Source organism: Streptomyces sp. NPDC041122 (assembly GCF_055592445.1).
This window is the reverse complement of the sequence record NZ_JBVIYQ010000009.1, coordinates 158,093-182,401: the sequence shown is the minus strand read 5'-3', so window position 1 is coordinate 182,401 and position 24,309 is coordinate 158,093. Positions and strand designations below refer to the sequence as shown.

General features: G+C 72.6%; 18 protein-coding genes. 6 read left to right on the top strand and 12 right to left on the bottom strand.

Features of this window, described 5'->3' with window-relative positions; all coding sequences use genetic code 11:
• Positions 1-20 precede the first annotated feature (20 nt).
• A complete protein-coding gene (locus ACZ6B8_RS29820; protein ID WP_471609238.1) occupies positions 21-1,835 on the top strand; it encodes a bifunctional metallophosphatase/5'-nucleotidase in 1,815 nt (604 codons plus the stop codon).
• Between the two features lie 31 nt (positions 1,836-1,866).
• On the opposite strand, the gene ACZ6B8_RS29815 is transcribed toward ACZ6B8_RS29820, so the two are convergent.
• From ACZ6B8_RS29815 to ACZ6B8_RS29805, 3 genes are all read right to left on the bottom strand, one after another.
• Positions 1,867-3,048, bottom strand: coding sequence for a GDSL-type esterase/lipase family protein (locus ACZ6B8_RS29815; RefSeq protein WP_471609237.1), 1,182 nt, complete (start codon positions 3,046-3,048; stop codon positions 1,867-1,869).
• A 121-nt stretch (positions 3,049-3,169) separates the two neighbouring features.
• Positions 3,170-4,609: a lysine N(6)-hydroxylase/L-ornithine N(5)-oxygenase family protein gene (locus ACZ6B8_RS29810; RefSeq protein WP_471075661.1), complete on the bottom strand. Its 1,440-nt coding sequence runs from the start codon at positions 4,607-4,609 to the stop codon at positions 3,170-3,172.
• Complete coding sequence (locus ACZ6B8_RS29805; RefSeq protein WP_471609236.1) at positions 4,606-6,060, bottom strand: pyridoxal phosphate-dependent decarboxylase family protein; 1,455 nt, start codon at positions 6,058-6,060, stop codon at positions 4,606-4,608. The genes ACZ6B8_RS29810 and ACZ6B8_RS29805 overlap by 4 nt, the downstream gene beginning before the upstream one ends.
• Before the next feature lie 269 nt (positions 6,061-6,329).
• Here ACZ6B8_RS29805 and ACZ6B8_RS29800 point away from each other — a divergent pair, with 269 nt between their 5' ends.
• Entirely contained in the window at positions 6,330-6,701 is a 372-nt protein-coding gene (locus ACZ6B8_RS29800) for a hypothetical protein (RefSeq protein ID WP_471075655.1), read from the top strand.
• 117 nt (positions 6,702-6,818) lie between these two features.
• Here ACZ6B8_RS29800 and pepN read toward each other — a convergent pair whose 3' ends face one another.
• Positions 6,819-9,362: an aminopeptidase N gene (pepN, locus tag ACZ6B8_RS29795; protein WP_471609235.1), complete on the bottom strand. Its 2,544-nt coding sequence runs from the start codon at positions 9,360-9,362 to the stop codon at positions 6,819-6,821.
• A gap of 189 nt (positions 9,363-9,551) precedes the next feature.
• Between pepN and ACZ6B8_RS29790 the strand changes: the two genes are divergently transcribed.
• Positions 9,552-10,001 (top strand): hypothetical protein, encoded by a 450-nt coding sequence (locus ACZ6B8_RS29790; RefSeq protein WP_471609234.1) that lies wholly within the window; start codon positions 9,552-9,554, stop codon positions 9,999-10,001.
• A gap of 111 nt (positions 10,002-10,112) precedes the next feature.
• Here ACZ6B8_RS29790 and ACZ6B8_RS29785 read toward each other — a convergent pair whose 3' ends face one another.
• A complete protein-coding gene (locus tag ACZ6B8_RS29785; RefSeq protein ID WP_471609233.1) occupies positions 10,113-10,511 on the bottom strand; it encodes a chorismate mutase in 399 nt (132 codons plus the stop codon).
• Between the two features lie 11 nt (positions 10,512-10,522).
• Positions 10,523-11,431: a helix-turn-helix domain-containing protein gene (locus tag ACZ6B8_RS29780; protein WP_471075643.1), complete on the bottom strand. Its 909-nt coding sequence runs from the start codon at positions 11,429-11,431 to the stop codon at positions 10,523-10,525.
• Between the two features lie 162 nt (positions 11,432-11,593).
• On the opposite strand from ACZ6B8_RS29780, the gene ACZ6B8_RS29775 reads away from it, so the two are divergent.
• Positions 11,594-13,345: a glycoside hydrolase family 35 protein gene (locus ACZ6B8_RS29775; RefSeq protein WP_471609232.1), complete on the top strand. Its 1,752-nt coding sequence runs from the start codon at positions 11,594-11,596 to the stop codon at positions 13,343-13,345.
• 66 nt (positions 13,346-13,411) lie between these two features.
• Here the strand turns inward: ACZ6B8_RS29775 and ACZ6B8_RS29770 are convergent, their stop codons facing one another.
• Positions 13,412-16,510, bottom strand: a complete 3,099-nt coding sequence (locus tag ACZ6B8_RS29770) for an endo-alpha-N-acetylgalactosaminidase family protein (RefSeq protein WP_471609231.1) — start codon at positions 16,508-16,510, stop codon at positions 13,412-13,414.
• A gap of 225 nt (positions 16,511-16,735) precedes the next feature.
• Positions 16,736-17,533, bottom strand: coding sequence for a S1 family peptidase (locus ACZ6B8_RS29765; protein WP_471609230.1), 798 nt, complete (start codon positions 17,531-17,533; stop codon positions 16,736-16,738).
• 261 nt (positions 17,534-17,794) lie between these two features.
• Here ACZ6B8_RS29765 and ACZ6B8_RS29760 point away from each other — a divergent pair, with 261 nt between their 5' ends.
• Positions 17,795-18,736: a hypothetical protein gene (locus ACZ6B8_RS29760; RefSeq protein ID WP_471609229.1), complete on the top strand. Its 942-nt coding sequence runs from the start codon at positions 17,795-17,797 to the stop codon at positions 18,734-18,736.
• Between the two features lie 36 nt (positions 18,737-18,772).
• Here the strand turns inward: ACZ6B8_RS29760 and ACZ6B8_RS29755 are convergent, their stop codons facing one another.
• The 3 genes from ACZ6B8_RS29755 to ACZ6B8_RS29745 form a co-directional block, all read right to left on the bottom strand.
• Complete coding sequence (locus ACZ6B8_RS29755) at positions 18,773-19,693, bottom strand: pentapeptide repeat-containing protein (RefSeq protein WP_471609228.1); 921 nt, start codon at positions 19,691-19,693, stop codon at positions 18,773-18,775.
• A 375-nt stretch (positions 19,694-20,068) separates the two neighbouring features.
• Positions 20,069-21,685 (bottom strand): DEAD/DEAH box helicase, encoded by a 1,617-nt coding sequence (locus ACZ6B8_RS29750; protein ID WP_471609227.1) that lies wholly within the window; start codon positions 21,683-21,685, stop codon positions 20,069-20,071.
• 142 nt (positions 21,686-21,827) lie between these two features.
• Positions 21,828-22,031, bottom strand: a complete 204-nt coding sequence (locus ACZ6B8_RS29745) for a cold-shock protein (RefSeq protein WP_030362889.1) — start codon at positions 22,029-22,031, stop codon at positions 21,828-21,830.
• A gap of 549 nt (positions 22,032-22,580) precedes the next feature.
• Between ACZ6B8_RS29745 and ACZ6B8_RS29740 the strand changes: the two genes are divergently transcribed.
• Complete coding sequence (locus tag ACZ6B8_RS29740) at positions 22,581-23,489, top strand: tyrosine-protein phosphatase (protein ID WP_471075622.1); 909 nt, start codon at positions 22,581-22,583, stop codon at positions 23,487-23,489.
• 6 nt (positions 23,490-23,495) lie between these two features.
• Here the strand turns inward: ACZ6B8_RS29740 and ACZ6B8_RS29735 are convergent, their stop codons facing one another.
• Positions 23,496-24,218 carry a VWA domain-containing protein gene (locus ACZ6B8_RS29735; RefSeq protein ID WP_471075619.1) on the bottom strand — a complete coding sequence of 241 codons (723 nt, stop codon included), beginning with the start codon at positions 24,216-24,218 and terminating at the stop codon, positions 23,496-23,498.
• Positions 24,219-24,309: the final 91 nt, after the last annotated feature.

Sequence of the window (24,309 nt, the reverse complement as noted above, 5' to 3'; positions counted from 1 at the left end):
GGTCTACTGAGGAGTACGAAATGCCGCTGAACCGCCGGAAGTTCCTGGGTACGTCTGCCGCCACGGGTGTGGGGGCGGCGCTGACGGGCGCCGCCGCCGCGCCCGCCGCCGCGCGGCCGGCCGGGTCCGGGCACGAGAAGGGCGGGCGGCACCAGCGGCGGTACGCGTTCACCGTGCTCGGCACGACGGACCTGCACGGCAACGTCTTCAACTGGGACTACTTCACGGACAAGGAGTTCGACGACAAGGACCACAATGACGTGGGCCTGGCGAAGATCTCCACGCTGGTGAACCAGGTCCGCAAGGCCAAGGGCCGCAAGAACACCCTGCTCATCGACGCCGGCGACACCATCCAGGGCACGCAGCTGTCGTACTACTACGCCAAGGTCGACCCGATCACCGCCGCGCACGGCCCGGTGCATCCGATGGCGCAGGCGATGAACGCGATCGGATACGACGCGGCGGCGCTCGGCAACCACGAGTTCAACTACGGCATTCCGGTGCTGCGCAAGTTCGAGGAGCAGTGCGACTTCCCGCTGCTCGGGGCGAACGCGCTGGACGCGAAGACGCAGCGGCCGGCGTTCGCTCCGTACGTCATGAAGCGGCTGCGCACCCCGCACGGCCGGGACGTGAAGGTGGCGGTCCTCGGTCTGACCAACCCGGGGATCGCGATCTGGGACAAGGCGAACGTGCAGGGCAGGATGACGTTCCCGGGCCTGGAGGAGCAGGCGGCGAAGTGGGTGCCGAAGCTGCGGTCGATGGGTGCGGACGTGGTGATCGTGTCCGCGCACTCGGGCTCCAGCGGCACGTCGTCCTACGGTGACCAGCTGCCGTACGTGGAGAACGCGGCGGCCCTGGTGGCGGAGCAGGTGCCGGGGATCGACGCGATCCTGGTGGGGCACGCGCACACGGAGATCCCCGAGTACTTCGTGGAGAACAAGCGGACCGGCAAGAAGGTCGTGCTGTCCGAGCCGCTGAAGTGGGGCCAGCGGCTGACGTTGTTCGACTTCGAGCTGGTGTGGGCGAAGGGCCGCTGGACGGTCGAGAAGACCGGCGCGCAGGTCCTCAACTCCAATACGGCCGCCGAGGACGTCAAGATCACGCGGCTCCTCGCCGACGAGCACAAGAAGGTCGTCGCGTACGTCAACCAGGTGATCGGCACGTCGACGGCGGCGATGAGCACGGCCGAGGGCCCGTACAAGGATGTCGCGCTCATCGATCTGATCAACCTGGTGCAGCAGGAGACGGTGACGGCGGCCCTCAAGGGCGGTGCCTACGCGGCGCTTCCGGTGCTCTCGCAGGCCTCGTGCTTCTCGCGGACGGCGCAGGTCCCGGCGGGCGACGTGACGATCAAGGACGCGGCGGGGCTGTACCCGTTCGAGAACACGCTGGAGGCGCGGCTGCTGACGGGCGCGCAGCTGAAGGAGTACCTGGAGTTCTCCGCGCGGTACTACGTGCGGACGCCGGCCGGGGGGCCGGTGGACCCGGCGAAGCTGACCAACGCGGAGAACATCCCGGACTACAACTACGACGCGGTGCGGGGCGTGACGTACGAGGTGGACATCGCCAAGCCCGTGGGGTCGCGGATCGTGAAGCTGGCGTTCGAGGGCAAGGACATCGATCCGACGGCGGAGTTCGTGCTCGCGGTGAACAACTACCGGGCGAGCGGCGGCGGGAACTTCCCGCACGTCGCGGGCGCCAAGCAGCTGTGGGCGAACTCCGAGGAGATCCGGAACACGATCATCACCTGGGTGAAGGCGAAGGGGACGGTCGATCCGGGCCGGTTCGCGTCGGTGGACTGGAAGCTGACCCGGGACGGCACGCCGGTGTTCTAGGTCTTCGCCGGTGTTCCGCGTCGGCCGGGCGCTAGATCTTCAGGGTGGCCAGGTCGACGGAGTCGGCGAGGGCCTGGGCGCCGGCGTCGTTGACGTGCAGTCCGTCGCCGCAGTCGTAGGTGTCGTGGATCCGGTCGGGGTCGGCGGGGTCCGCGACGGCGGCGGCGAAGTCGGCGTAGGCGTCGAAGGGGCTGTCCGCGCCGCGGATCCAGTCGTTGACCTCGCGGGCGACGGCGACGCCTTCCGGGGTCGAGTAGCCCTCGTAGACCGTGTCCTTGTACGGGCCGACGGTGGTGGCGACAACGGTGAGGCCCACCGCGTGGAGACGGTCGGCGAGTGCGGTGAGGCCGGCGATGAGGTCGGCGGCGGTGGGCACCGGCGCGGGCTCGGGGTAGGCCTCCTGGCCGGGGATGCCGAGGTCGTTGAGGCCGAAGTGGATCAGGACGTGGGTGGCTCCGGGCACCCGGAGGGCGTCGCGCTCCAGGCGGGCCAGGGCGTGTTCGCCGGCCTCGTCGGTGAGCAGCCGGTTGGCGGACAGGCCCTGGTTGATGACCCAGCCGTTGTGACCGGCCGCGCGCAGGCGGTCGTTGAGCAGGTCGGGGAAGCGGTGGTCGGTGTCGGACGTGGTGCCGGTGCCCTCGAACCAGGAGTCCCCGAAGGCGACGGCGATGGCGGTGCCGGCGGGGGCGAGGACGTCGGCGCCGGTGACGAAGTGCCGGGTGACGAGCTCCTCCAGGCCGTCGGCGCCGTCCAGGGTTTGCGCGGCGAGGGCGTTGCCGGGCACGGCGTAGCCGGTGCGCAGCGGGACGGCGGAGTAGGTGGACGGGCCGGTGTCCTCGGGCAGCCACAGGTCGAGGGCGAGCTCGTCACCAGCGGCCACGGTCAGGTCGAGGGGGTCGGTGACGAGGTCCTCGCCGACGGGGACGGTGAACTGCTCGGCGCCGTCGACGCGGACGGTCAGGCCGCTGCCGGACTCGATGCCGCTTCCTTCGGAGCGTCTGGCGAGGCGGGCGCCGCCGATATGGAGCGGTTCCTTGCCGTAGCGGTTGGTGAGGCGGAGGCGCAGGGCGGTGCCACCGCCGTCGAGCCGGATGATCTGGCGGAGGGTCTGCTCGGCGAAGGAGCGGCGCTCGAAGAGCTCGATGCTCTCGTACGGGCTGAGGACGGCGGAGCGGAAGGCTGCGGCCCAGGAGGCCGTGGAGTCGATGATCATGCCCGTCCGAACGGCGCGGCCCCGGCCGTTATTTCCCCGTGGGGGCACTTTTCGCGGGGGAATATCCGGCGGCGCCCCGACGCTTGGGACCGGACATTTCCCCGTACGAGCGGCACTTCCGTCAGCTCTTGAGGGGTACGAGGGTGCCGCGCTGTTCGCCGATGCGTCCGGCGGCGCCTCGCGGCCCCTCGGGGGTGCGCAGACCGAAGCTGGTGAACGCGGTGCGCTCGGGCAGCGGATAAGGGGCCCTGCCGGTCAGGGAGTTGAGGATGCTGGCGCTGCGCCAGGCGGCGAGGCCGAGGTCGGGGGCGCCGACGCCGTGGGTGTGGCGTTCGGCGTTCTGCACGTAGACCGCGCCGGTGACGGACGGGTCGAGGACGAGGCGGTACTGCTCGTCGACGCGGGGGCGGGCGGAGGAGTCCTTGCGGATGTAGGGGTCGAGCCCGGCGAGGAGCTGATCCAGGGGGCGTTCGCGGTAGCCGGTGGCGAGGACCACGGCGTCGGTGGTGAGCCGGGAGCGGGTGCCCTGCTGGAGGTGTTCGAGGTGGAGTTCGACGCGGGTGGTGGCGACGCGGCCGGCGGTGCGGACGCGGACGCCGGGGGTGAGGACGGCGTCGGGCCAGCCGCCGTGCAGGGTGCGCTGGTAGAGCTCGTCGTGGATGGCGGCGATGGTGTCGGCGTCGATGCCCTTGTGCAGCTGCCACTGGTGCGGGACGAGGTTGTCGCGTACCGCCTCGGGCAGGGCGTGGAAGTAGCGGGTGTAGTCGGGCGTGAAGTGTTCCAGGCCGAGCTTGGAGTACTCCATGGGTGCGAAGGCCTCGGTGCGGGCGAGCCAGTGGATCTTCTCCCGTCCCGCGGGGCGGGAGCGCAGCAGGTCGAGGAAGATCTCGGCGCCGGACTGCCCGGAGCCGACGACGGTGATGTGGTCGGCGGAGAGCAGCAGGTCGCGGTGGTGGAGGTAGTCCGCGGAGTGGATGACGGGGACGGCGGGCGCCTCGGCGAGCGGCTTGAGGGGTTCGGGGACGTGCGGTGCGGTGCCGACGCCGACGGCGATGTTGCGGGTGTAGGTGCGGCCGAGGGCCTCGGCCTCCCCTTCGGCGTCGAGCTGGGTGAAGTCGACCTCGAAGACGTCGCGTTCGGGGTTCCAGCGGACGGCGTCGACCTGGTGTCCGAAGTGGAGTGCGGGGAGGTTCTCGCTGACCCAGCGGCAGTACGCGTCGTACTCGGCGCGCCGGATGTGGAAGCGCTCGGCGAAGTAGAAGGGGAAGAGCCGTTCGCGGGCCTTGAGGTAGCTGAGGAAGGACCAGGGGCTCGCCGGGTCGGCGAGGGTGACCAGGTCGGCGAGGAAGGGGACTTGGAGGGTGGCGCCGTCGATGAGGAGTCCGGGGTGCCACTGGAAGTCGGGGCGCTGTTCGTAGAAGGCGGTGTCGAGTTCGCCGAGGGGCTGGGCGAGGGCGGCCAGGGAGAGGTTGAACGGGCCGATGCCGATGCCGACCAGGTCGCGGGGCGCGTCGGGGGTGGTGAGCGGCTGGGGGCCGGGGTGGTCGGGTGTGCCGGTCATCGGGGGGTGCTTCCTTCCACGGGGTGGGGGGTGGCGCGGGCGACGGTCGTCGCGTCCTCGGCCGTGGCGGCGGCGTCGGACTCCTCGACGAGTTTGAGCAGTGCGGCGAGGTCGCCGGGCCGGGTGTGCGGGTTGAGCAGGGTGGCCTTGAGCCATCGGCGGCCGTCGAGGTCGGCGCGGCCGAGGACGGCGGTGCCTTCGGTGAGCAGGGTCCTGCGGATGTGGGCGATGCGGTCGTCGGTGGCGCCCGCGGGGCGGAACAGGACGGTGCTGATGGCGGGGGTGTCGTAGAGCTCGAAGCCGGGGTGTGCGTCGATCGCCGCGGCGAACTCCTGGGCCTGGTCGCAGACTTGGTCGACGAGCGCGCCGATGCCGGTGCGGCCGAGGGCCTTGAGGGTGACGGCGATCTTCAGGACGTCGGGGCGCCGGGTGGTCCGCAGGGAGCGGCCGAGGAGGTCGGGCATCCCCGCCTCGGTGTCGTCGTCGGCGTTGAGGTAGTCGGCGCGGTGGGCGAGGGGGTGCAGGTCGCGCGGGTCGCGGACGGCGATGAGGCCGGCCGCGGCGGGCTGCCAGCCGAGTTTGTGCAGGTCGAGGGCGACGGTGTCGGCCCGCTCCAGGCCGCGCAGCCGTTGTCTGCGGGTGGCGCTGAAGAGGAGCCCTCCGCCGTAGGCGGCGTCGATGTGGAGGCGGGCGCCGTGGCGTGCGCACAGGTCGGCGATCTCGTCGAGGGGGTCGATGAGTCCGGCGTCGGTGGTGCCCGCGGTGGCGGCGACGAGGAACGTTCCCGCGGGGCCGCCGAGTTCGGTGAGGGCCTCGTCGAGCGCGGCGGGGTCGAGGGTGCCGGCGGGGGCGGGGACGACGACGGGGTCGGGCAGGCCGAGGAGCCAGGCGGCGCGGGCGAGCGAGTGGTGGGCGTTCTCGCCGACGAGGAGGCGTACGGGGCCGTGGCTCGCCGGGCTCTCGCGGGCGAGGAGGAGGGCGAGCTGGTTGGCCTCGGTGCCGCCGGTGGTGATCAGGGCGTCGCCGCCGTGGTGGATCTCGGCGGCCAGCGCGCGGGTGACGAGCGCTTCGAGCGCGGTCGCAGCGGGCGCCTGGTCCCAGGAGTCCATGGAGGGGTTGAGGGCGGAGGCGGCCAGGTCGGCGGCGGCCGCGACGGCGAGCGGCGGGCAGTGCAGATGGGCGGCGCAGAGCGGGTCGGCGGGGTCGGCGGCGCCCTCGGCGAGGGTGTGGACGAGGGTGCGCAGGGCCGCTTCGGCGCCGGTGCCGCGCTCGGGCAGGATCGGTTCGGCGGCGGCCCGGACACGGGTGGCGACGGCTTCGGGGCCGCCCGCGGGGAGGGGCCCGCGGCGGGCGGCCGCCCCCGCGCCGAGGGCGTCGAGGGCGGCGGCGAGCAACGGCCGCAGGGCGTCGGGTCCTCGGGCGCCTCCGGCGAGGGGCGGCGGGGTGCTCATGGGGCGTGTCCTTCGGGTCCGCGCGTACGGGGACACCAGCCTGTACGGCGGCGCGGGCGGTGCGCCCGGATACCGGCGCGAGGGAACCCGAAAGGGGTATGGCCGTGCGAAGGAGGCGTGAGGGGGTGACGGGGGTGCTAAGGCCTGTCCGGCGGGTCGGGGCGCGGGCGGGGTGTGCCGGGGCTCGTGTGATGTAGTGATCGTCCGGCGGTCTCGCGTGGGCCGACGGAGCGGAGACGGTGAGCCGGCGCGGCGGAGATGGGGAGCGGATGACTCTGAGGGCGGGCCAGCGGGTGGTGCTGGCGGCGGACACCCGGCTGACCGATACGGCCGAGGTGTCGGGGGTCGTCGTCGGGTTCCTGTCCCTGGCGGCGGGCGTCGGCGGGACGGTCGAGCAGGTGGTCGCGCACCAGGACGAGGGCGACGACGTGCGCGAGTACGAGCGGCTCAAGTCGCTGCTCGACGCCTACGGCGCCGGGATGCCCGCGGGGAGCAGGAGCCGGCTCGAAGAAGAGGTCGCGGCGCTGGAACCCGCGTGGGCTGCCTTCCAGGAGCGGGGGCCTCGGGTGAGCGTGCGGGTCCGCTTCGACAACGGGTTCATCCTGGACGGGGCCCACGAGGACGTCTTCGTCCCTGCCTGAGGTCGCCTCCCACGCGTTCGCCCCCGGGCCGCCGGCGCCGGCCCCGAAGGACCGGACCGGCTCCCGATCACCCTGAGGCGGTGCCGTGGGGGTCCCGGACCGTCACAGGGCTCGCTGTCACCCCCGGCGTCCGGCCTCCCGTACCCGCAACGCCCGTGCCAGGTCGTCGAGTTGGTCGACGAGCTTGCGGCGCAGTGCGGGCGTGGGGTCGGCGTCGCGCAGGCACCGCCCGCCGAGCCGGAGGGTCTCCTCGTCCACGAACGGCAGGGGGAAGGCGTGCCGTCCCGCCGCCTCGGCCATGGCGGGTCCACGGCGGGCGGCGAGGGAGACGGCGTCCTCGAAGTAGCGCGGCACGTACTCCCTTACGAGGTCGGCCTGTTCGGGCTGCCAGAAGCCCTGCGCGGTGGCGGTGAAGAGGTAGTTGGAGAGGTCGTCCGTGGCGAACATGGCCTCCCACGCGGTCCGTTTGGCGTCGGCGTCGGGCAGCGCGGCGCGGCAGCGTGCCGCGCCCTCGCGGCCGGTGGCGCTCGGGTCGGCGGCCAGCTCGGCGGCGATGGTGGCCTCGTCGGTGGCGTCGAGGGCGGCGAGCCGGGCGAGGGCGCGCCAGCGCAGCTCCGGGTCGAGCTCGGGCCCGCCGGGCACGGTGCCCTCCCGCAGCCAGGCCTGGAGCGGTCCGGCCTGGGTGGCGACGTCGATGGCGGCGCGGACGGCGGTGAGGCGCAGACCGGGGTGGGAGCCGTCCTCGGTGCGGCGGATCAGGTCGCGGCAGAGTTCGCCGAGGAGGGCGAGGGCGGCGGGCCGCTCCTCGGGGGTGGTGTAGCGGTGGGCGATGTGGGTGCCGGCGAAGGTGAGGACGCCCTGCACGATGGCGAGGTCGGTCTCCTCGGGCAGGTGGGCGCTCGCGGTCGCCAGGTAGTCGCCGGCGGCCAGCTCGCCGTCGCGGACCATGTCGCGCAGGGTGTTCCACAGGACGGCGCGGGTGAGGGCGTCGGGTACGCCGGACAGGCCGCGCAGGACGGTCTCCTCGGACGTCTCGTCGAAGCGGATCTTGGCGTAGGTGAGGTCCTGGTCGTTGAGGACGACGAGGGCGGGGCGGCCGCCGTCGCGGGTGATGTCGCCGGTGGCGGGGACGTCCGTCTGGAAGCGTTCGCGCAGGACGAGGGAGCGGCCGTCGGAGAGGTCGCGGTCGTAGACGCCGACGGCGACGCGGTGGGGCCGTCCGGCGCCCTCCTGCCCGTCGGCTCCGGGTCCGGCCGTGCGGTCGACGGTGAGGTTCCACGCGCGTCCGGTGTGGCCGACCTTCGGGGTGAGGGTGTCGACGCCGGTGGTTCGTAGCCAGGCCTCGGCCCAGGCGTGCACGTCGCGGTCGGTGGCGTGGGCGAGGGAGTCGATGAAGTCGGCGAGGGTGGCGTTGCCGAACTTGTGCCGGGCGATGTGGGTGTTGATGCCGGCGAGGAAGTCCTTCTCGCCGAGCCAGGCGACGAGTTGGCGCAGGGCGCCGGCGCCCTTGGCGTAGGAGATGCCGTCGAAGTTGAGCATCGCGGACGCGGTGTCGGGCACGGCGTCGGGGTCGGGGGCGACGGGGTGGGTGGAGGGGCGCTGGTCGGCGTCGTACCCCCAGGACTTGCGGGCAACGGCGAAGTCGGTCCAGGGGTCGGTGAAGGAGGTGGCCTCGGCGGTGGTCTGGAAGCCCATGTACTCGGCGAACGACTCGTTCAGCCAGATGTCGTCCCACCAGGTGAGGGTGACGAGGTCGCCGAACCACATGTGGGCCATCTCGTGGGCGATGACCATGGCGCGGGTCTGCCGCTCGGTGTCGGTGACGGCGGAGCGGTAGACGAACTCGTCGCGGAAGGTGACGAGTCCGGGGTTCTCCATGGCGCCGGCGTTGAACTCGGGGACGAACGCCTGGTCGTAGGAGTCGAAGGGGTAGGGCTCGTCGAACTTCTCGTGGTAGCGGTCGTAGCAGGCGCGCGTGATGTCGAGGATCTCGTCGGTGTCGGCGTCCAGGAAGGGCGCGAGCGAGCGGCGGCAGTGGATGCCGAAGGGCAGCCCGCGGTGCTCGGTGCGCACGGAGTGCCAGGGGCCCGCGGCGACGGCGACGAGGTAGGTGGAGATGCGCGGGGTGGCCGCGGCCCGCCATGTGCCGCCGCCGGTGTCCTCGGTGACGCCGTTGGCGAGGACGGTCCAGCCGTCGGGGGCGGTGACGGTCAGCTCGAACACGGCCTTCAGGTCGGGCTGGTCGAAGGCGGCGAAGACGCGCTGCACGTCCTCCATGAACAGCTGGGTGTAGGTGTACGTCTCGCCGTCGGTGGGGTCGGTGAACCGGTGCATGCCTTCGCCGGTGCGGGAGTAGCGCATCGCGGCGTCCACGCGCAGCTCGTGCTCGCCCGCGGTGAGCCCGTCGAGGAGGAGCCGGTTGTCGACGAGTGCCGCGGGGTCGAGCGGCTGCCCGTCGAGGCTGACGGAGCGCAGTTCGGCGGGCTTGAGCTCGACGAAGGTGGCGCCGCCTGTGCGGGCGCCGAACCGGATGACGGTCCGGGAGTCGAAGGTGTCGCGGGCGGGGTCGCCCGCCCGGGTCAGATCCAGCTCGACCGCGTAGTGGTGGACGTCGATGAGCCGGGCTCGGGTCTGCGCTTCGTCGCGCGTCAGTACGGGCATGGGGCCATGCTGCCCGATGGACCCCGGTCAGGCGTAGGGCCCATGGCCGGTGGGCCGTGCCGCCGGCCGGGTACGCCGTGCGTGGTGGGGCGAGCCGCTGAATGGGGGTGCCCCGCGTGCGGCCCGGCGTGCGGGGCCGGTGAATGGAGCGGGAGAACTGACGGAACCGCTTCGTATCGAGGGAGAACCATGCGTACACGCACCACCCTGGCCGGTATCGGTCTGGCCGCCGTCGCCGCTCTCGGGCCGCTCGCGGCGGCGGCTCCCGCCGTCGCCGCGGACCCGCCACCCCCGCCCACGGCTCCCGCGGCGCCCGCGGCTCCCGACGCCAAGATCCTGGAGACCGTGTGTGCGAGCGTGCAGAAGATCATCGAGCAGATGGGTGTCGCTCAGCTCGTCAAGGCCGACGCCCTGAACCCGGCCGCGGTCCACGACCAGTGCATGAAGTCCGGGAAGGTCTCCCTGGCCGACGCCGCGCAGCAGCCGGCGCAGCAGCCGGGTGCCCTGTCCGGTCCCGGGAAGGCGGCGGACAACGGCGCGGTGCCGGGCACGGGCGTCGTGCACCTGGGCGGCATGGATCTGGGCGGCGTACGCCTGGGCGAGCTGACGGTGGGCGACACCGGTCCGGCCAAGGGCTGAGCGGCCGACGGCACGACGCCTCGCGACACCTCGCGACGACAGCTGAAGACCCCGTCTGCGCACGGCTGACGGGGTCTCAGTGCGGTCCGCGCCGGGTGGCGTGGTCCGGTGTCAGGCCGTGGGGGCGTCGCCGCCGGCCGGGCTGTTGTCCGCGATGCTCTCGTGGTGGCGGATGACCTCCGCGATGATGAAGTTGAGCAGCTTCTCCGCGAAGGCGGGGTCGAGTTTGGCGTTCTCGGCGAGCTGGCGCAGGCGGGCGATCTGGCGGGCCTCGCGGGACGGGTCGGCGGGCGGCAGCTGGTGCTCGGCCTTGAGGTGGCCGACCTGCTGGGTGCACTTGAAGCGTTCGGCGAGCATGTGGACGACGGCGGCGTCGATGTTGTCGATGCTGTCGCGCAGCCGGGACAGCTCGGCGCGCACGGCCTCGTCCGCCTGCGCGGGGGCGCTCGTCCCGGGGCCGGCTCCGGTCCCGGTCGCGCTGTTCTCGTCACTGGTGTGGCTGGTGGTCATGGGCCACGAGCCTACGTTGCCGCTCCAGGACCGCCACCGGCGGAAGAGCGCAGGATCGGCGGGTGCTCGGGATCCGGTATCTGGTGGGACCAGCCGCCGGGCACGGCCCTGCCCTGCTGGTCGCGGAAGCGGACGGGGGCCATGCCGACGCGGCGGGTGAAGAGCCGGGAGAAGTACGCGGGGTCGTCGTAGCCGACGCGGCGGGCGACGGCGGCGACGGGGAGCTCGGTGGCGGCGAGGAGTTCCTTGGCGCGGCCCAGACGGATGCCGAGGAGGTAGTCCTTGGGGCTGCACCCGGCCCCGCGCCGCACGGCGGTGCGCAGTTCGGCGGGGGTCATGCCGTGCCGGGCGGCGTGCTCGGCGACGGACAGCGGCTGGAAGGCGTCGCGGGCCAGGGCCTGCAGGACGGGGTCGCCGTCGGGGGCGATGTCGGCGCGGGCGCGGCGCAGCGCGACGAGGAGTTCGTGGACGGCCGCGCCGGTCTCGACCTCCAGGAGGGGGTTGCCGCGCCGGGCCGCGCGGGCGATGCGGGCGACGGCGGCGCGCGCGCCCGCCGCGTCGGAGAGCGGCACGACGGGACGGGTGGGTTCGATGTACCCGAGCTCGGTGTACGTGGCGGTGGCGGGCCCGGTGAAGTCGACGAAGCACTCGTCCCAGCCGGTCTCCGGGTCGGGCCCGTAGTGGTGGCGCACGCCGGGGGTGAGCCAGATCAGCGCGGGCGCGGTCACCGTGGTCCTGCGTCCGTCGGCGGCGCGGAACCAGCCGCCGCCGGAGCTGACGACGACGGCGACGTGGTGGTCGAGGGTGCGCGGCCCGACGACCGGCAGCGCCCCGTGCTGCAGGCCGACGCCGAGGCAGGCGAGGCCGAGCCGGTGGTGGGCCGGGCTCGGGGTGAAATACCGCATCCACGTGTGGTACATCCGCGTGCGTCCCTTCCGGTGCCGGCCTGGTCCGGTGTGCTCGTGCGTCGCCGGACGCGTCCGGTCCCCTCGCTGCGTCCAACCGGACCCGATCTTTGTCCATGGACCCTGCCGCCCGCCAGAGGTGATCGTGGGCGAGCGGTACGTGAGCGAAGGGACACGATGAACGGGTTCAGAGTCGGCGAGGACGATTTCGAGCTGGACGGGCGGCCGGTGCGGCTGCTCTCCGGCGCGCTGCACTACTTCCGGGTGCACGAGGCGCAGTGGGGCCACCGTCTTGCGATGCTGCGCGCGATGGGCCTCAACTGCGTGGAGACGTACGTGCCGTGGAACCTGCACGAGCTGCGTCCCGGCGTCCACCGCGACGTGGAGGCGCTGGGCCGTTTCCTGGACGCGGCGCACGAGGCGGGCCTGTGGGCGATCGTCCGCCCCGGCCCCTACATCTGCGCGGAGTGGGAGAACGGCGGTCTGCCGCACTGGCTGACGGGTGCGGTGGGCCCGCGCGCCCGGACCCGCGACGCCGAGTACCTGGGGCATGTGCGGCGCTGGTTCGGCCGGCTGCTGCCGCAGATCGTCTCCCGCCAGTACGGGACGGACGGCGCGGGCCCGGTGATCATGGTGCAGGTCGAGAACGAGTACGGCAGCTACGGCTCGGACCGGGTCTATCTGCGCCACCTCGCCGACCTGCTGCGCGCCGAGGGCGTGACCGTGCCCCTGTTCACCTCGGACGGCCCCGAGGACCACATGCTGACCGGCGGCTCGGTGCCGGGCGTCCTGGCGACGGCCAACTTCGGCTCGGGGGCCCGCGCGGCCTTCGCGACGCTGCGCAGGCACCGGCCCCGGGGCCCGCTGATGTGCATGGAGTTCTGGTGCGGCTGGTTCGACCACTGGGGCGCCGACCATGTCGCGCGGGACGCGGACGACGCGGCGGCGGCGCTGCGGGAGATCCTGGAGTGCGGGGCGTCGGTGAACCTGTACATGGCGCACGGGGGCACGAGCTTCGCGGGCTGGGCGGGCGCCAACCGGGGCGGCGGCGCGCTGCACGACGGGGAGCTGCAGCCCGACGTCACGTCGTACGACTACGACGCGCCCGTCGACGAACGCGGCCGCCCCACGGCCAAGTTCTGGGCCTTCCGCGAGGTCCTCGCCCCCTACGCGTCCGCTCCGCTGCCCGATCCGCCCCCGCCGCTCCCCGAGCTCGCCGCCCCCGCCTCGGCGGCCCTCACCGAGTGGTCTCCCCTGGAGGCGGTCGTGGACGCCCTCGGCACCCCCGAGTCGGAGCACGCCGTCCCGCCCACCTTCGAGGAGCTCGACGTGGACCGGGGCCTGGTGCGGTACGCCGTGACCGTGCCGGGCCCGCGCGAGCCGTATCCGCTGAGCGTGCGGGGCCTTCGGGACCGGGCGGTGGTGTACGTGGACGGCGCACACGCGGGTGTCCTCACCGAGGGCACCCCCACCCTGCTCGCCCCGGTCGCCGGGCACGCGCGCGTGGAGCTGTGGGTGGAGTCCCTGGGGAGGGTCAACTACGGCCCGCGCACGGGCGAGCCGAAGGGCATCACCGGGGGGATCCTGCACGAACGGCAGTACCTGCACGGGGTGCGGGCGCGGGGTCTGCGCCTGGACGCGTTCGACGACGCCGCGGCGGTACGTCGGCTCCCCGCGACCGCCCCCGGAGACGGCCGCCCCGGCCTGTACCGGGGCACGATCGAGGTCGGCTCCCCCGGTGACGCGGCCCTCGAACTGCCGGGCTGGACACGGGGGTTCGTGTGGGTCAACGGTTTCAACCTGGGCCGCTACTGGTCGGCGGGCCCGCAGACGTCGCTGTACGTGCCGGGGCCCGTCCTGCGGGCGGGCGCCAACGAGGTGTGGGTGCTGGAGCTGGAGCAGGGCGGGGAGCGGATCGAGCTGGCGTGAGCGGCCGGCCGCCGACATGACGGAGCCCGCCCCGGGGAAGGGGCGGGCTCCGTCATGCGCGGCCTCTCAGACCTCCGTGACCTCGAACGCGTCGAGCACGAACTCCGCCGTGCCGTCGTCACCGGTCTTGCGCAGGCCCACCCAGGCCTCGCCCCGCTCGGGGGCGGTGAACTCGTAGTCGAGGAGAGTCGGTTCGGTCGCCACCGGCAGTTCCCTGCGGTCGAGCTCGCGGGGGGCCGGCTCGTCGGTGGCGGTGAGCCACGCGTACTGGCCCGCCTTCTCGTTCTCGTACCGGAAGGAGACGCGGTAGCGCTTGCCGGGGGTGAAGCGGACGGTGTGCGGGACGGTGCGGTACACCAGGCCGGTGTTCTCGCCGCGTGACTTCAGGGAGTTGGTGCCGTCGACGACGTCGTCGATCGCCTTGCCGTTCCAGCCGCGCTGGGTGAAGGGGGCGTGGCGCTGGGCGATGTGGGTGCGCGGGTCGGTGACATCGCCCGCGTCGCCCTTCACGAAGGGGCCCCAGCCCTGCGGGACGTGCTCGAAGTCCTCGTGCACGAGGGTGGTGCGGGGGCGCTTCACCGGGCGCGCGGTGGCGGCGATCCGTACGTTGTCGAAGCGCACGCGCGCCTGGCCCGCCTCGGCGCGCAGCGTCAGCCGGGCCGTGCCGCCGCCCTCGGGGACGGTGAAGTACGTGAACATGCGCTGGAAGCGGGTGCCGTGCTTGCGGTCGGCGGCGACGTAGTTGCCGGCGGTCGAGGTCTCGGTGAAGTTGGCGGCGGTGACGCCGTCGGCGGTGCGCACCTCCAGGGAGGCCCTGCGCCGCTCCCCCGGCTGCTCGCCGACCTCGACCTGTACGGAGGCGACGTACGTGCCGGCCCTCAGGCGGGCGAGCCGCTGCCCGACCGCGGCGGCGCCGCCCGCGCCGATGACCAGTTCGTGGTCGCCGAGGGTGCTCAGCTTCACCGTGGCGGGGCCGCTGACCTGCCAGCCCTTCAGGGATCCGGAGTGGAAGCCGGGGTCGTGCAGCGGGGTGCCCTGGCCCCACTTCGGGTCGGGCAGGGCGGCGGCGCGCTCGGGGTAGAGGACGTAGGGCTGCCCGGGGTCGGCCTGGAGAGTGACCTTTCCGCCCGCCACGGGGACGTACGACGCGAAGACGCGGCCCTGGTCGGTGAGGCGGTACAGCGCCACCCGGGGGCGGCGCGCCCATCCGCGCGGGAGCTGCCAGCTGCTGGTGCCGCCGGCCGGGTTGTAGTGGTACAGCTTGGCGGGATCGTGCGGCTTGCGGGGCTCCCACGGGAGCAGATAGCGGCCGTCGTCGTAGACGACGTGGCCGTCGGTGGTGATGCGCCGCTTGCCGGAGGCGTCGGAGACCGTGGTCGCCCCGTCCCCGAAGAAGGCGATCTCGTGCTCGCCCCAGCTCTTGACGGGGTTCGCCTGGAGGTACTTGGCGGGCAGCGAGTGGGTCCAGATCAGGTCGTAGAAGGCGTGCCAGTCGGTCTTGCCGACCCAGCCCTCGAAGTTGCCCATGCGGGCGACGCCGAGGAGGGTGGGCCACTTGTCGGCGAAGACGTCCTTCTGGTGGTGGCGGACGAAGCGGATCAGCCGGGAGTTGATGCCGCGCGAGGTGTCGCCGCCGTAGTCGGTCTCGGTGGCCCAGTGCGACCAGAGCGAGGACCGCTCGAAGCCGTGGCCCCACTCCGACGTGATGGTCCAGCCCTGGTCGCGGAAGGCGCGCTGGAGGCGGTCGGAGGTCCATCCCGACTCGCGGAACACGTCGATGTAGAGGGTGTTCAGGCCCTTGTCCGTCTGGGCGCGCAGATCGGCGAAGCGCTTGATGATGTCGCCGGAGACCAGGTCGCGGCGCTGGTCGATGCGGTAGCTCTGGTCGAGCCAGTCCCACTGCTCGTCGCTCTTGTCGACGAGCTTCTCGGAGAAGGCGTGGGCCACCGGGTAGGACTCGGTGGCGTTGACGTGCACGCTGAAGTCGCTGTTCCACTTCTTGCCCTCGTGGACCAGGGTGTTGAGGTCCTCCAGGCCGCCCGCGCGGGTGTTGTAGTTGTCCGCGTAGTCCGGGTGGGCGGAGTCGTGGCCTTCCGACTGGTAGCCCTTGAGGAGCGTGTACTGGCGCAGGCCGTCGGTCGCCAGGTGGATCCGCTTGACGTCGTCGAGCGTGGCGAGGAAGGGGTTGGTGGCCTGCGAGGCGAAGTTGAACGGGATGTGCGGGACGACCCGCAGGTGCTGCTCGTCGGCGCCGAGCGGGGTCACCATGATGTCGCGGAAGGCGATGGCGGCGTCCTGCCAGTCGACGACGCCGTCGCCGTTGCGGTCACCGGTGATCACCACGGTGGCGTACGGGAGGGGTTCGGTGGCTCCGACGGGCGCGGTCGCCGCCCGGTGCGTCCACTGCCCGGGGGTCAGGCGGGCCTCGACGTGGTCGCCGTCCTTCACCGTCTCGCGCCACAGCCGGCCGTTCTCCCAGGTGGTGCCGGCCTCCGAGGTGGGCTTGTCGTAGACGGTGTTCGTCTCGATCGCGCCGCCGAGCCGGTCGTGCGCCACGACGGCATAGGCGCAGCCGGCGGGCTTCTCCGCGGGGGTGCCGGCGGCGGGGCGTACGAGGGTGTCGCCGCTCTTGGCCTTGTCCAGCTGCACCTTGGCGGCGAGGAGGGCGGCGCCGGGCTGGTCGTCGCGCACCGAGAGCAGGGCGAGACCGGGGACGCGCAGGGTGCCGACGCGCAGCGCGGCGGTGTCCGCGATCCTCGTGACGCGCCAGTGGACCTGGCTGCCCGCGACGGCGATCTCGACGTCGATCCGGGTGCCGCCGTCGAAGGAGAGCACGTACGCGATCCGGCGGCCGGAGGCCTTCGCGGTGACCTTCGGGGTGTGCTCGACCTCGTCGATCAGGACCGTGCTGACGGCGCCCGCCGCCCGGCCGTGCAGCACGGCGCCGCTCGCGCGGTCGGTGTACGAGACGACGCTCGGGAAGGCGGTGGCGACGCGCACGTCCAGGTCGGCCGAGCGCAGCACCGCCTCGCCCGCCCGGGGCCCGCCTCCCGCGGGGGCGGCGAAGGCGCTGCCGCCCGCTCCGACGGCGACGCCCATTCCGGCGATCGCGCCCGTCGCGACCACCGTTCTGCGGCTCGGTCCGGACGTGTCTGACGGCAGCATGGGGCACCCCTCCATGGGACGGACGTGGCACGAGTCGGAATTCGTGCCGCTCACGATGCGGCGGCCGGTGCCGGTGCGCCCATGGACAAAGGAGGGACAGGTGTTGGACTAACGCGACGGCGCCAGGCGCCTGCTGGGCTCTGGACCGACGCGACGACGCGGGGCGCCGCGGGATGCGGGCGCCCCGCGCCGGGGTCGTTCAGGCGGGCGGTCGTACGGAACCGGTCAGAGCTCCGAGGCCGCCTTCTCTATGTCCGCCGCGAAGGTCGAGACCTCGGTGTAGACACCGGGGAACTTCGGCCGCGCGCAGCCGTTGCCCCAGCTGACGATGCCGACCTGCACGTACTCGCCGGCCTCGTCCTTGCGGAACATCGGTCCGCCGGAGTCGCCCTGGCAGGTGTCCGTGCCGCCCTCGGCGAGCTTGCCGGCGCAGAGCTCCTCGCCGGGCGTGAGGTCGTCGCCGTACGCGGCCTGGCAGTCGGCGTCGCTGACGAACGGGACGGTCGCCTTCAGGAGGTAGCGCTGCTGGTCGCCGCCCTCCTTGTCGGCGCCCCAGCCCGCGATGGTGAAGTCGCCCTCGTTGTACTTGGTGTCCTTGGCTATCGTCAGCGTGGGCTGGTCGATCGGCTCGGCGAGCTTGATGAGCGCCCAGTCCTTGCCCTTGCCGTTGTAGCCGGGCGCCTGAAGGACCTTGGTGGACTTCACGCTGACCGCGTCGGGGCTCTCCAGGTCCACGACGCCGCCGGTGGCGGTGATGCTCGTGTCGTCGCCGGAGCCGTCGACGCAGTGGGCGGCGGTCAGCACGACGTCCTTGGCGAACAGCGCGCCGCCACAGCCCATCGACAGACGGACCATGAACGGGAATTCGCCCTGCTCGGCGGGGGTGCCGCCGACCACGCGCTCACCCGGCCGGGGGCCCGGGTGGGCTGCCGCCGAGGCGGCAACGGGCTGAAGGCTGACGGTGGCGAGGGCGATCGCACCGAGGGTGGCGGCTCTCTTCACTCCACGCGGCTTGCTCTTCAACTGACTTCCCTTCGTGGGGGGTTCGTGGGGGGATGCACGCGCGGCGGGCCCAGTCCCTCCGCGTGGAATGCGCGTGGATGGCATGAGCCCGCCAAAGCGTTGTTGCGGATTATGGAGATCGGTGTCCGCTCAGGACAAGGGGCGGTTTCCGGCCACCGCGTGTCGTGATGCCGCCCGCCGGCGCTCGGCGTCCCGCACACAAAGGCCCTCTCCCCCGCGGCCACCGCCCGTACAGTGGGGGCGAGTCGAGGGACCCGGTGGGTGGCGTCAGGAGGTACGGACGTGGCGGTCGGCGGCGGTCCAGTCGTGCACGGCTTCCCCCACCTGGCGACGGTGCGCGCCGCCGTCACCGCGCTCTACAAACGCCTCTCCTACGACACCGTCCACACCTACGACACCAGCGTCGCCCCCGTCGACGTGGCCTTCGCCGACGAGGACGACCTGTACCTCGGCGTGCAGCGGGTCGCCCGCGAGATGGTCCGGCACCTGCGCCTGCCCGACGCCCGGATGATCGTCGGATTCCGCGCCATGGAGCACGCCGCGTACGTCGAACTCGCCGCGGGGCCCGAGTACTTCATCGAGCTCAACGACCGCTTCCGCACCCACCGCAGGGACATCGGGGCGGCCCTCGCCCACGAGGTCATGCACGTCTGTCTGCACCGGCTCGACCTGTCGTTCCCCGGCACGCGCGACAACGAGATCCTGACCGACACGGCCACGACCTATCTCGGGGCGGGGTGGCTGCTGCTCGACGCCTACCGCGAGGACGGCGCGTCCTCCCAGAAGCTCGGCTACCTCACCCCGGAGGAGTTCGGCTACGTCCTGGCCAAGCGGGCGGCGGCCTTCGGCGAGGCCCCGGAGACCTGGTTCACCAGCGCGCAGGCGTACACGGCGTACACCGAGGGGCTCGCCCGGGCCCGCCTCGACGAGCGGCAGCCGCCGCTGACGGCGGCGGGGTGGGCGGGGCGGCGGCGGTACGCGAGGGACCGGCGGGCCGCGCGGGAGGGTGGGGGTGGGGGCCGCCTTGAGGGTGGCGGTGCGGGCCGTCTCGGGGGTGAGGGTTACTCGTTCTCGCTTGAGGCGGGGGTTCTCAAGGTGACCTTTCCCTGTCCCACCTGCCACCAGCGGATCCGGGTACCGGCGCGGGGGCGGATGCGGGTGCGGTGCGCGCTGTGCCGGACGGTGCTGGAGTGCGACACCTAGCGGGCGTCGAGGGCAGCCGGCCGACCAGTGTCGGGGTCAGCCGGCCGACCAGTGGGCGGGGCGGTCGAGGGTGTCGGACAGCTTGGTGCGGTCGTCGCCCCTGGCCGCGTTCACCTGCGACTGGGTGAGGAAGAGCGCGTCGGTGAGGTCGGCGCCGCGCAGGTCCGCGTCGCGGAAGTCCACGCCGATCAGGTCGGCTCCCCGCAGGTCCGCGTCGCGCAGGTCGGCGCCGATGAGGTAGGCGCCGCGCAGGTCCGCGCCCTTGAGGTCGGCGCCGGTCAGGCGGGCGCCGATGAGGTCGGCGCCTCGGCGGTTCTTCTTCGCGCCCTTGCTGTTGCGGTTGCTGTTGCGGCTGCGGTTGCCCTTGGTCTTGCCTTGGCTGGGCTTGCCCTGACTCAGGTGCTCGGCCCGGACGAGTTCGCCGGCGCGCAGGAGGAGTTGGTTGACCTCGTCGCGGTGGGTCGCCACGTCGGTCTCGACGACGGCCTCGGGGGTGCCCCGGGTCAGTCGCTCCGTCGCGGCGAGGGCACGCTTCAGGTCGGTGGCGATCGGGCGGGTCTGCGGGCGGGCGAGCGCGTCGGTCACGTACCAGAGCAGTTCGTGGAGCTGCCGCATGATCGGGAGCGCCTCGAACATCTGCCGCGCGGTGGCCGGGTCCTGGCGCCAGTCGCGGCCCTCGAAGGTGACCTGCGAGACGTGCTGGCCCGCTCCGAAGCAGTCGTACACCGTGCAGCCCCGGTAACCCTGGTCCCGCAGGTCGCGGTGGATGCCGCAGCGGAAGTCCGTCTGGAGGTTGGTGCAGGGCGTGCCCGCGTCCTTGTTCACCGGGAAGTCCGCGGACCTGGAGAAGGTGAGGGCCACGCAGCACAGCCCGAAGCAGTTGGCGCAGTCGGCGCGGAGTGCGGTGCGGTCGTCGTCGAGCAGGGGCAGGTCGACGGGTTCGCGCTCCGGTGTCATCGGGCGGGCTCCTTCAAAACCGGGTCGTGCGGGGTGCGGTGCGGGGCGGTCGGTGCCGACATTCTCGCCGTCTCGGTGCCCGGGACGCGTCCTGAGGCGCGGGGGCGTGGGAGCTGGGGTCTGCGCCTACTGCCTGTTTGTGGGTGCGGGGCCGCGGGGGTATGTGCGTACTCGCCATCCCTGCGGTGCTGCCTCGCGGACAATGTTGCTATTGCGGGCTCGGTGCTCCGTGCGCACATACCCCCACGTCCCCTCCCGCGCGTTTGCGGGTGCGGGGTTGTGGGGGTTCGCGTGCCGGCTGCGGCGTTCCCGCTGTCGTACGCGGGTGCGGGGCCGTGGGGGCTCGCGTGGCTCACGCCGTCGGGTGTGGTGGGGTCACGCCGCTGAGCGTCGGCCGCCCTGGGGGTCGCCGCCGGGGCGGCCTCGGCGACGGCCGCCGCCGTTGCCGCCGGGGGCGGAGCCGGTCCTGGTCTGGCCGCCCTGGCCCTGGCCCTGGCGGGGGACCTTGCGCTGGCCCTGGCCCGCCGCGGTCGTGGCGCCTCCGCCGCCGCGCGGGCGGCGGCGCCGCTGCGCGCCGCCCCGTGCGGCGGGCTGCTGCTGCGGCTGCGGCACCTCGATGACCACGGGGACGCCCGAGGGCTCCCGTGCGCCGGTGATCCGCGTCAGCTCCTCGTCCGAGGAGGAGACGCGCGCCGTGTTCGGGCGGATCTCCGCGTCGGACATCAGCCGCGTCATGTCGCGCTTCTCGTCGGGGAGCACGAGGGTGACCACGCTGCCGGACTCGCCGGCGCGGGCGGTGCGGCCGCCGCGGTGCAGGTAGTCCTTGTGGTCGGTCGGCGGGTCGACGTTGACGACCAGGTCGAGGTCGTCGACGTGGATGCCGCGCGCCGCGACGTTCGTCGCGATCAACGCGGTGACCTGGCCGGTCTTGAACTGGTCCAGCGTGCGGTTGCGCTGCGGCTGCGAGCGGCCGCCGTGCAGGCCGGAGGCGCGTACACCGTTGGCGAGCAGCCGCTTGGTGAAGCGGTCCACCGCCCGCTTGGTGTCCAGGAACATGATCACGCGGCCCTCGCGGGCGGCGATCCGCATGGCCACGGCCTTCTTGTCCGTCTCGTCGGCGACGTAGAGGACGTGGTGCTCCATCGTCGTGACCGCGCCCGCGGAGGGGTCGACGGAGTGGACGACGGGGTCGGTCAGGAACATCCGGACCAGGCGGTCGATGTTCTTGTCGAGCGTCGCCGAGAACAGCATGGTCTGGCCGCCCTGCTCGACCTGCTTGAGCAGCGCCGTGACCTGCGGCATGAAGCCCATGTCGGCCATCTGGTCGGCCTCGTCGAGGACGGTGACACGCACCCGCGAGAGGTCGCAGTCGCCGCGCTCGATGAGGTCCTTCAGACGGCCGGGGGTCGCGACCAGGACTTCGGCGCCACGGCGCAGCGTGCCCGCCTGCTTGGTGATCGACAGGCCGCCGACGACCGTGGCGAGACGGAGGTTCACGGAGGTCGCGTACGGGGTGAGCGCGTCCGTCACCTGCTGGGCGAGCTCGCGCGTGGGGACCAGGACCATGGCGAGCGGCGACTTCGGCTCGGCGCGCTGTCCGGCCGTACGGGCCAGGAGGGCGAGGCCGAAGGCGAGGGTCTTGCCGGAGCCGGTGCGGCCGCGGCCGAGGATGTCGCGCCCGGCGAGGGAGTTGGGGAGGGTGGCTGCCTGGATCGGGAAGGGCTCGGTCACGCCCTGGGCGGCCAGCGTCTTCAGGAGGGCCTCGGGCATGTCCAGGTCACCGAAGGCCTCGACGGCCGGCAGTGCGGGCGTGCTGGTCTCGGGCAGTGCGAACTCGCCGCCCTGGACCGGCCTCGGCTTGCGGCCGCCGGCCTTCTTCGCGGAATGCGAAGAAGACGCGGAACCCTTTGCCTGGCCGCTGGGCCTGCCCTTTCCACCTGCGGTGGCGGGGCGCTTGCGGGCGGGGCGCGCCGGACGTTCGGGGCGGTTCATTCAGTGATGCCTTCCTGGTCGCTGGACTTCCGGACCTCTGAGCCGGAGCGGCTCTGGGCCCGGTCGGGCCCGATGACAGCGCAAGCCGAGGCCCGCACCTTCCGGTGCGGGCCTCGGCTGTGAGGTTCGCGCGCTGCGGCGATCAGGCAGGAACGATGTTCTCGGCCTGCAGGCCCTTCTGGCCCTGGGTGACCTCGAAGGAGACCTTCTGGCCCTCCAGGAGCTCACGGAAGCCGGAGGACGCGATGTTCGAGTAGTGGGCGAAGACGTCGGGGCCGCCGCCGTCCTGCTCGATGAAGCCGAAGCCCTTTTCCGAGTTGAACCACTTAACGGTGCCGGTTGCCATGTCAATCTCCTCAACAGGGGCAGTGAATGGAGAAACACCGAATTGCGAATCTCCAGCGCTGCAATGACCCCCACATACCGGAGAGAACCGGAAAAACAATAATGCGCCCTCGGAGCATTCCCGTCAGGCGCACATAAAGTTCATGGGTACCAAAACTGCAACACATAACTTTAACACGCCCCCGGGCCTCCTTGTTCCCCCGCCCCGTCGGCACCGCCTCCCGGCCTGCCCCGCCGCGGCCGCCGCCCGCCGGGGCGGGCTCCCGCGGCTCTACATAATTGACTTTTCGTCAGTTTCTTGCGCGCGGCCCTTCCTCGCGCACGGGCACCTCGCTACCTTCTACCAAACAATCGCTTGGTTGGGCCGAAGAGCGACCATCAGGCACCGCACCGCCATCGAAGCGACCACCACCAGGCACCAGGCACACCTGCCGAGCACCCCTGCCGATGGGAAGGCGGACCGATGCGCATCTCTCGTACCTGCACCACGCCCCATCCCGCCCGTACTCGCTCCCATACCCCTGGCCGTCCCCGTACCGCGACCGGGCTCATGGTCTCCGCGCTCGTCCTGGGCACCCTGCCCCTCTGGGCCGGGCCCGCCGAAGCCGCGCCCGCCCGAGCCGTCACGGCCACCGGGGCGGCCACCCCGGTCGCACCGCGCGCCGCCGGGACCGTCCACCACATTCCGCTCCAGGGCGCGGTCAACGTACGCGACGTGGGCGGCTACCGGACGTACGACGGGGAGCGGGTCGCGTACGGGCGGATCTTCCGTGCCGACGCCCTCAACAAGCTCACCGACGCCGATCTCGGCACGGTCGCCGGGCTCGGGGTGAAGACGGTCGTCGACTTCCGGGTGCCCGCCGAGGTGCAGTACGACGGGGCGGACCGGCTTCCCGCCGGGGTCGCGGCGGTCTCCCGGCCGGTCACGGACAACGGCCTGTTCGCCCAGCTCCTCACCGCCATCGGCTCCAAGGATCCGGTCAAGCAGGAAGAGATGCTGGGCAACGGCAAGGCGGCCGCGTTCATGCGGGAGGTCTACCGCACCTTCGTCACCGACTCCGCCAACCGCGCGCAGTTCGCGGCCACCCTGCGCTCCGTCGCCGACAGCCGCACGCCGCTGCTCTACCACTGCACGTCGGGCAAGGACCGCACCGGCTGGACGACGTATCTGCTGCTGCGGCTCGTCGGCGTGCCGGACCGGACCGCCGTCGACGACTACCTGGCCTCCAACACCTACCGGGCCGCGTACGACGCGCAGCTGCGGGCGGCGCTCAAGCAGGGCGGGCTGATGCAGAACCCGGACCTGCTCATCCCGCTGCAGGAGGTCCGCACCGACTACCTGAACACGGCCCTCGACGAGGCGACGCGGCGCTACGGCGGCTTCACGGACTATCTGTCCAAGGGGCTCGGCCTCGACGCGGGCACCGTCCTGAAGCTCCGCCACCGCATGGTCGGCTAGCGCCCCTCACGCCACGATCCCGCCCGCCCGCGCCGCCGCGAGCCACGCCGGGAACTCCCCCACGAGCCGGTCGTAGAGCTGGTCGTCCGGTAGCGCCAAGGGGTCGTGCCCGGCGTGGAAGAAGCCCGCGTTGTCGACCGGACGCTTGGCCGGGACGGCGAGTTCGTCGAGCCTGCGGAGGTAGTCGAACTGCTTGCTCTTCGGGTCGCCGAACCCGATGAACTGCCAGAAGAGCGGCAGCCTGGCCGCCTTGCACAGGTAGCGCTCCGCGGCGAGCTTGTTGACGGGGCCGCCGTCGGTCTGGAAGACGACGAGGGCGGGGGCACGGGATCCGCTGTCCATGTAGTGGTCGATGACCGCGTCCATCGCCAGGTGGTAGCTCGTCTTGCCCATGTGCCCCAGCCCGGCCACGATCGCGTCGATCCGGCCGCGGTGGTCGTCCAGCGCGATGTCCGTCACCGCGTCGACGTCCGTGGAGAAGAAGACGGTGGGCACGATCCCGTCGTCGTCCAGGTGCGCGGAGAGCCCGAGCACCCGGTCGGCGAGGGCCTGCACGCTGCCGTCCTTGTAGTACTCCCGCATGGAACCGGAGTAGTCGACGACGAGGTAGACCGCCGCCCGCGCCCCTTCAAGACCGTGTTTGCGCAGGGAGATCCCGGCGCTCTTGTAGAGGTCGACCAGTGCGGGCGCCGAGTCCTCCACCTTGCGCAGGCTGATCGCGGGCCCCATGCGCGGCTCCGTTCCGTTCGTCGGGCGGTCCGCCACGCCGGCGGCCCGTCAGCGGCGAGCGTACGCGGCCCCTCCCCGCTGTCCCCTCCGC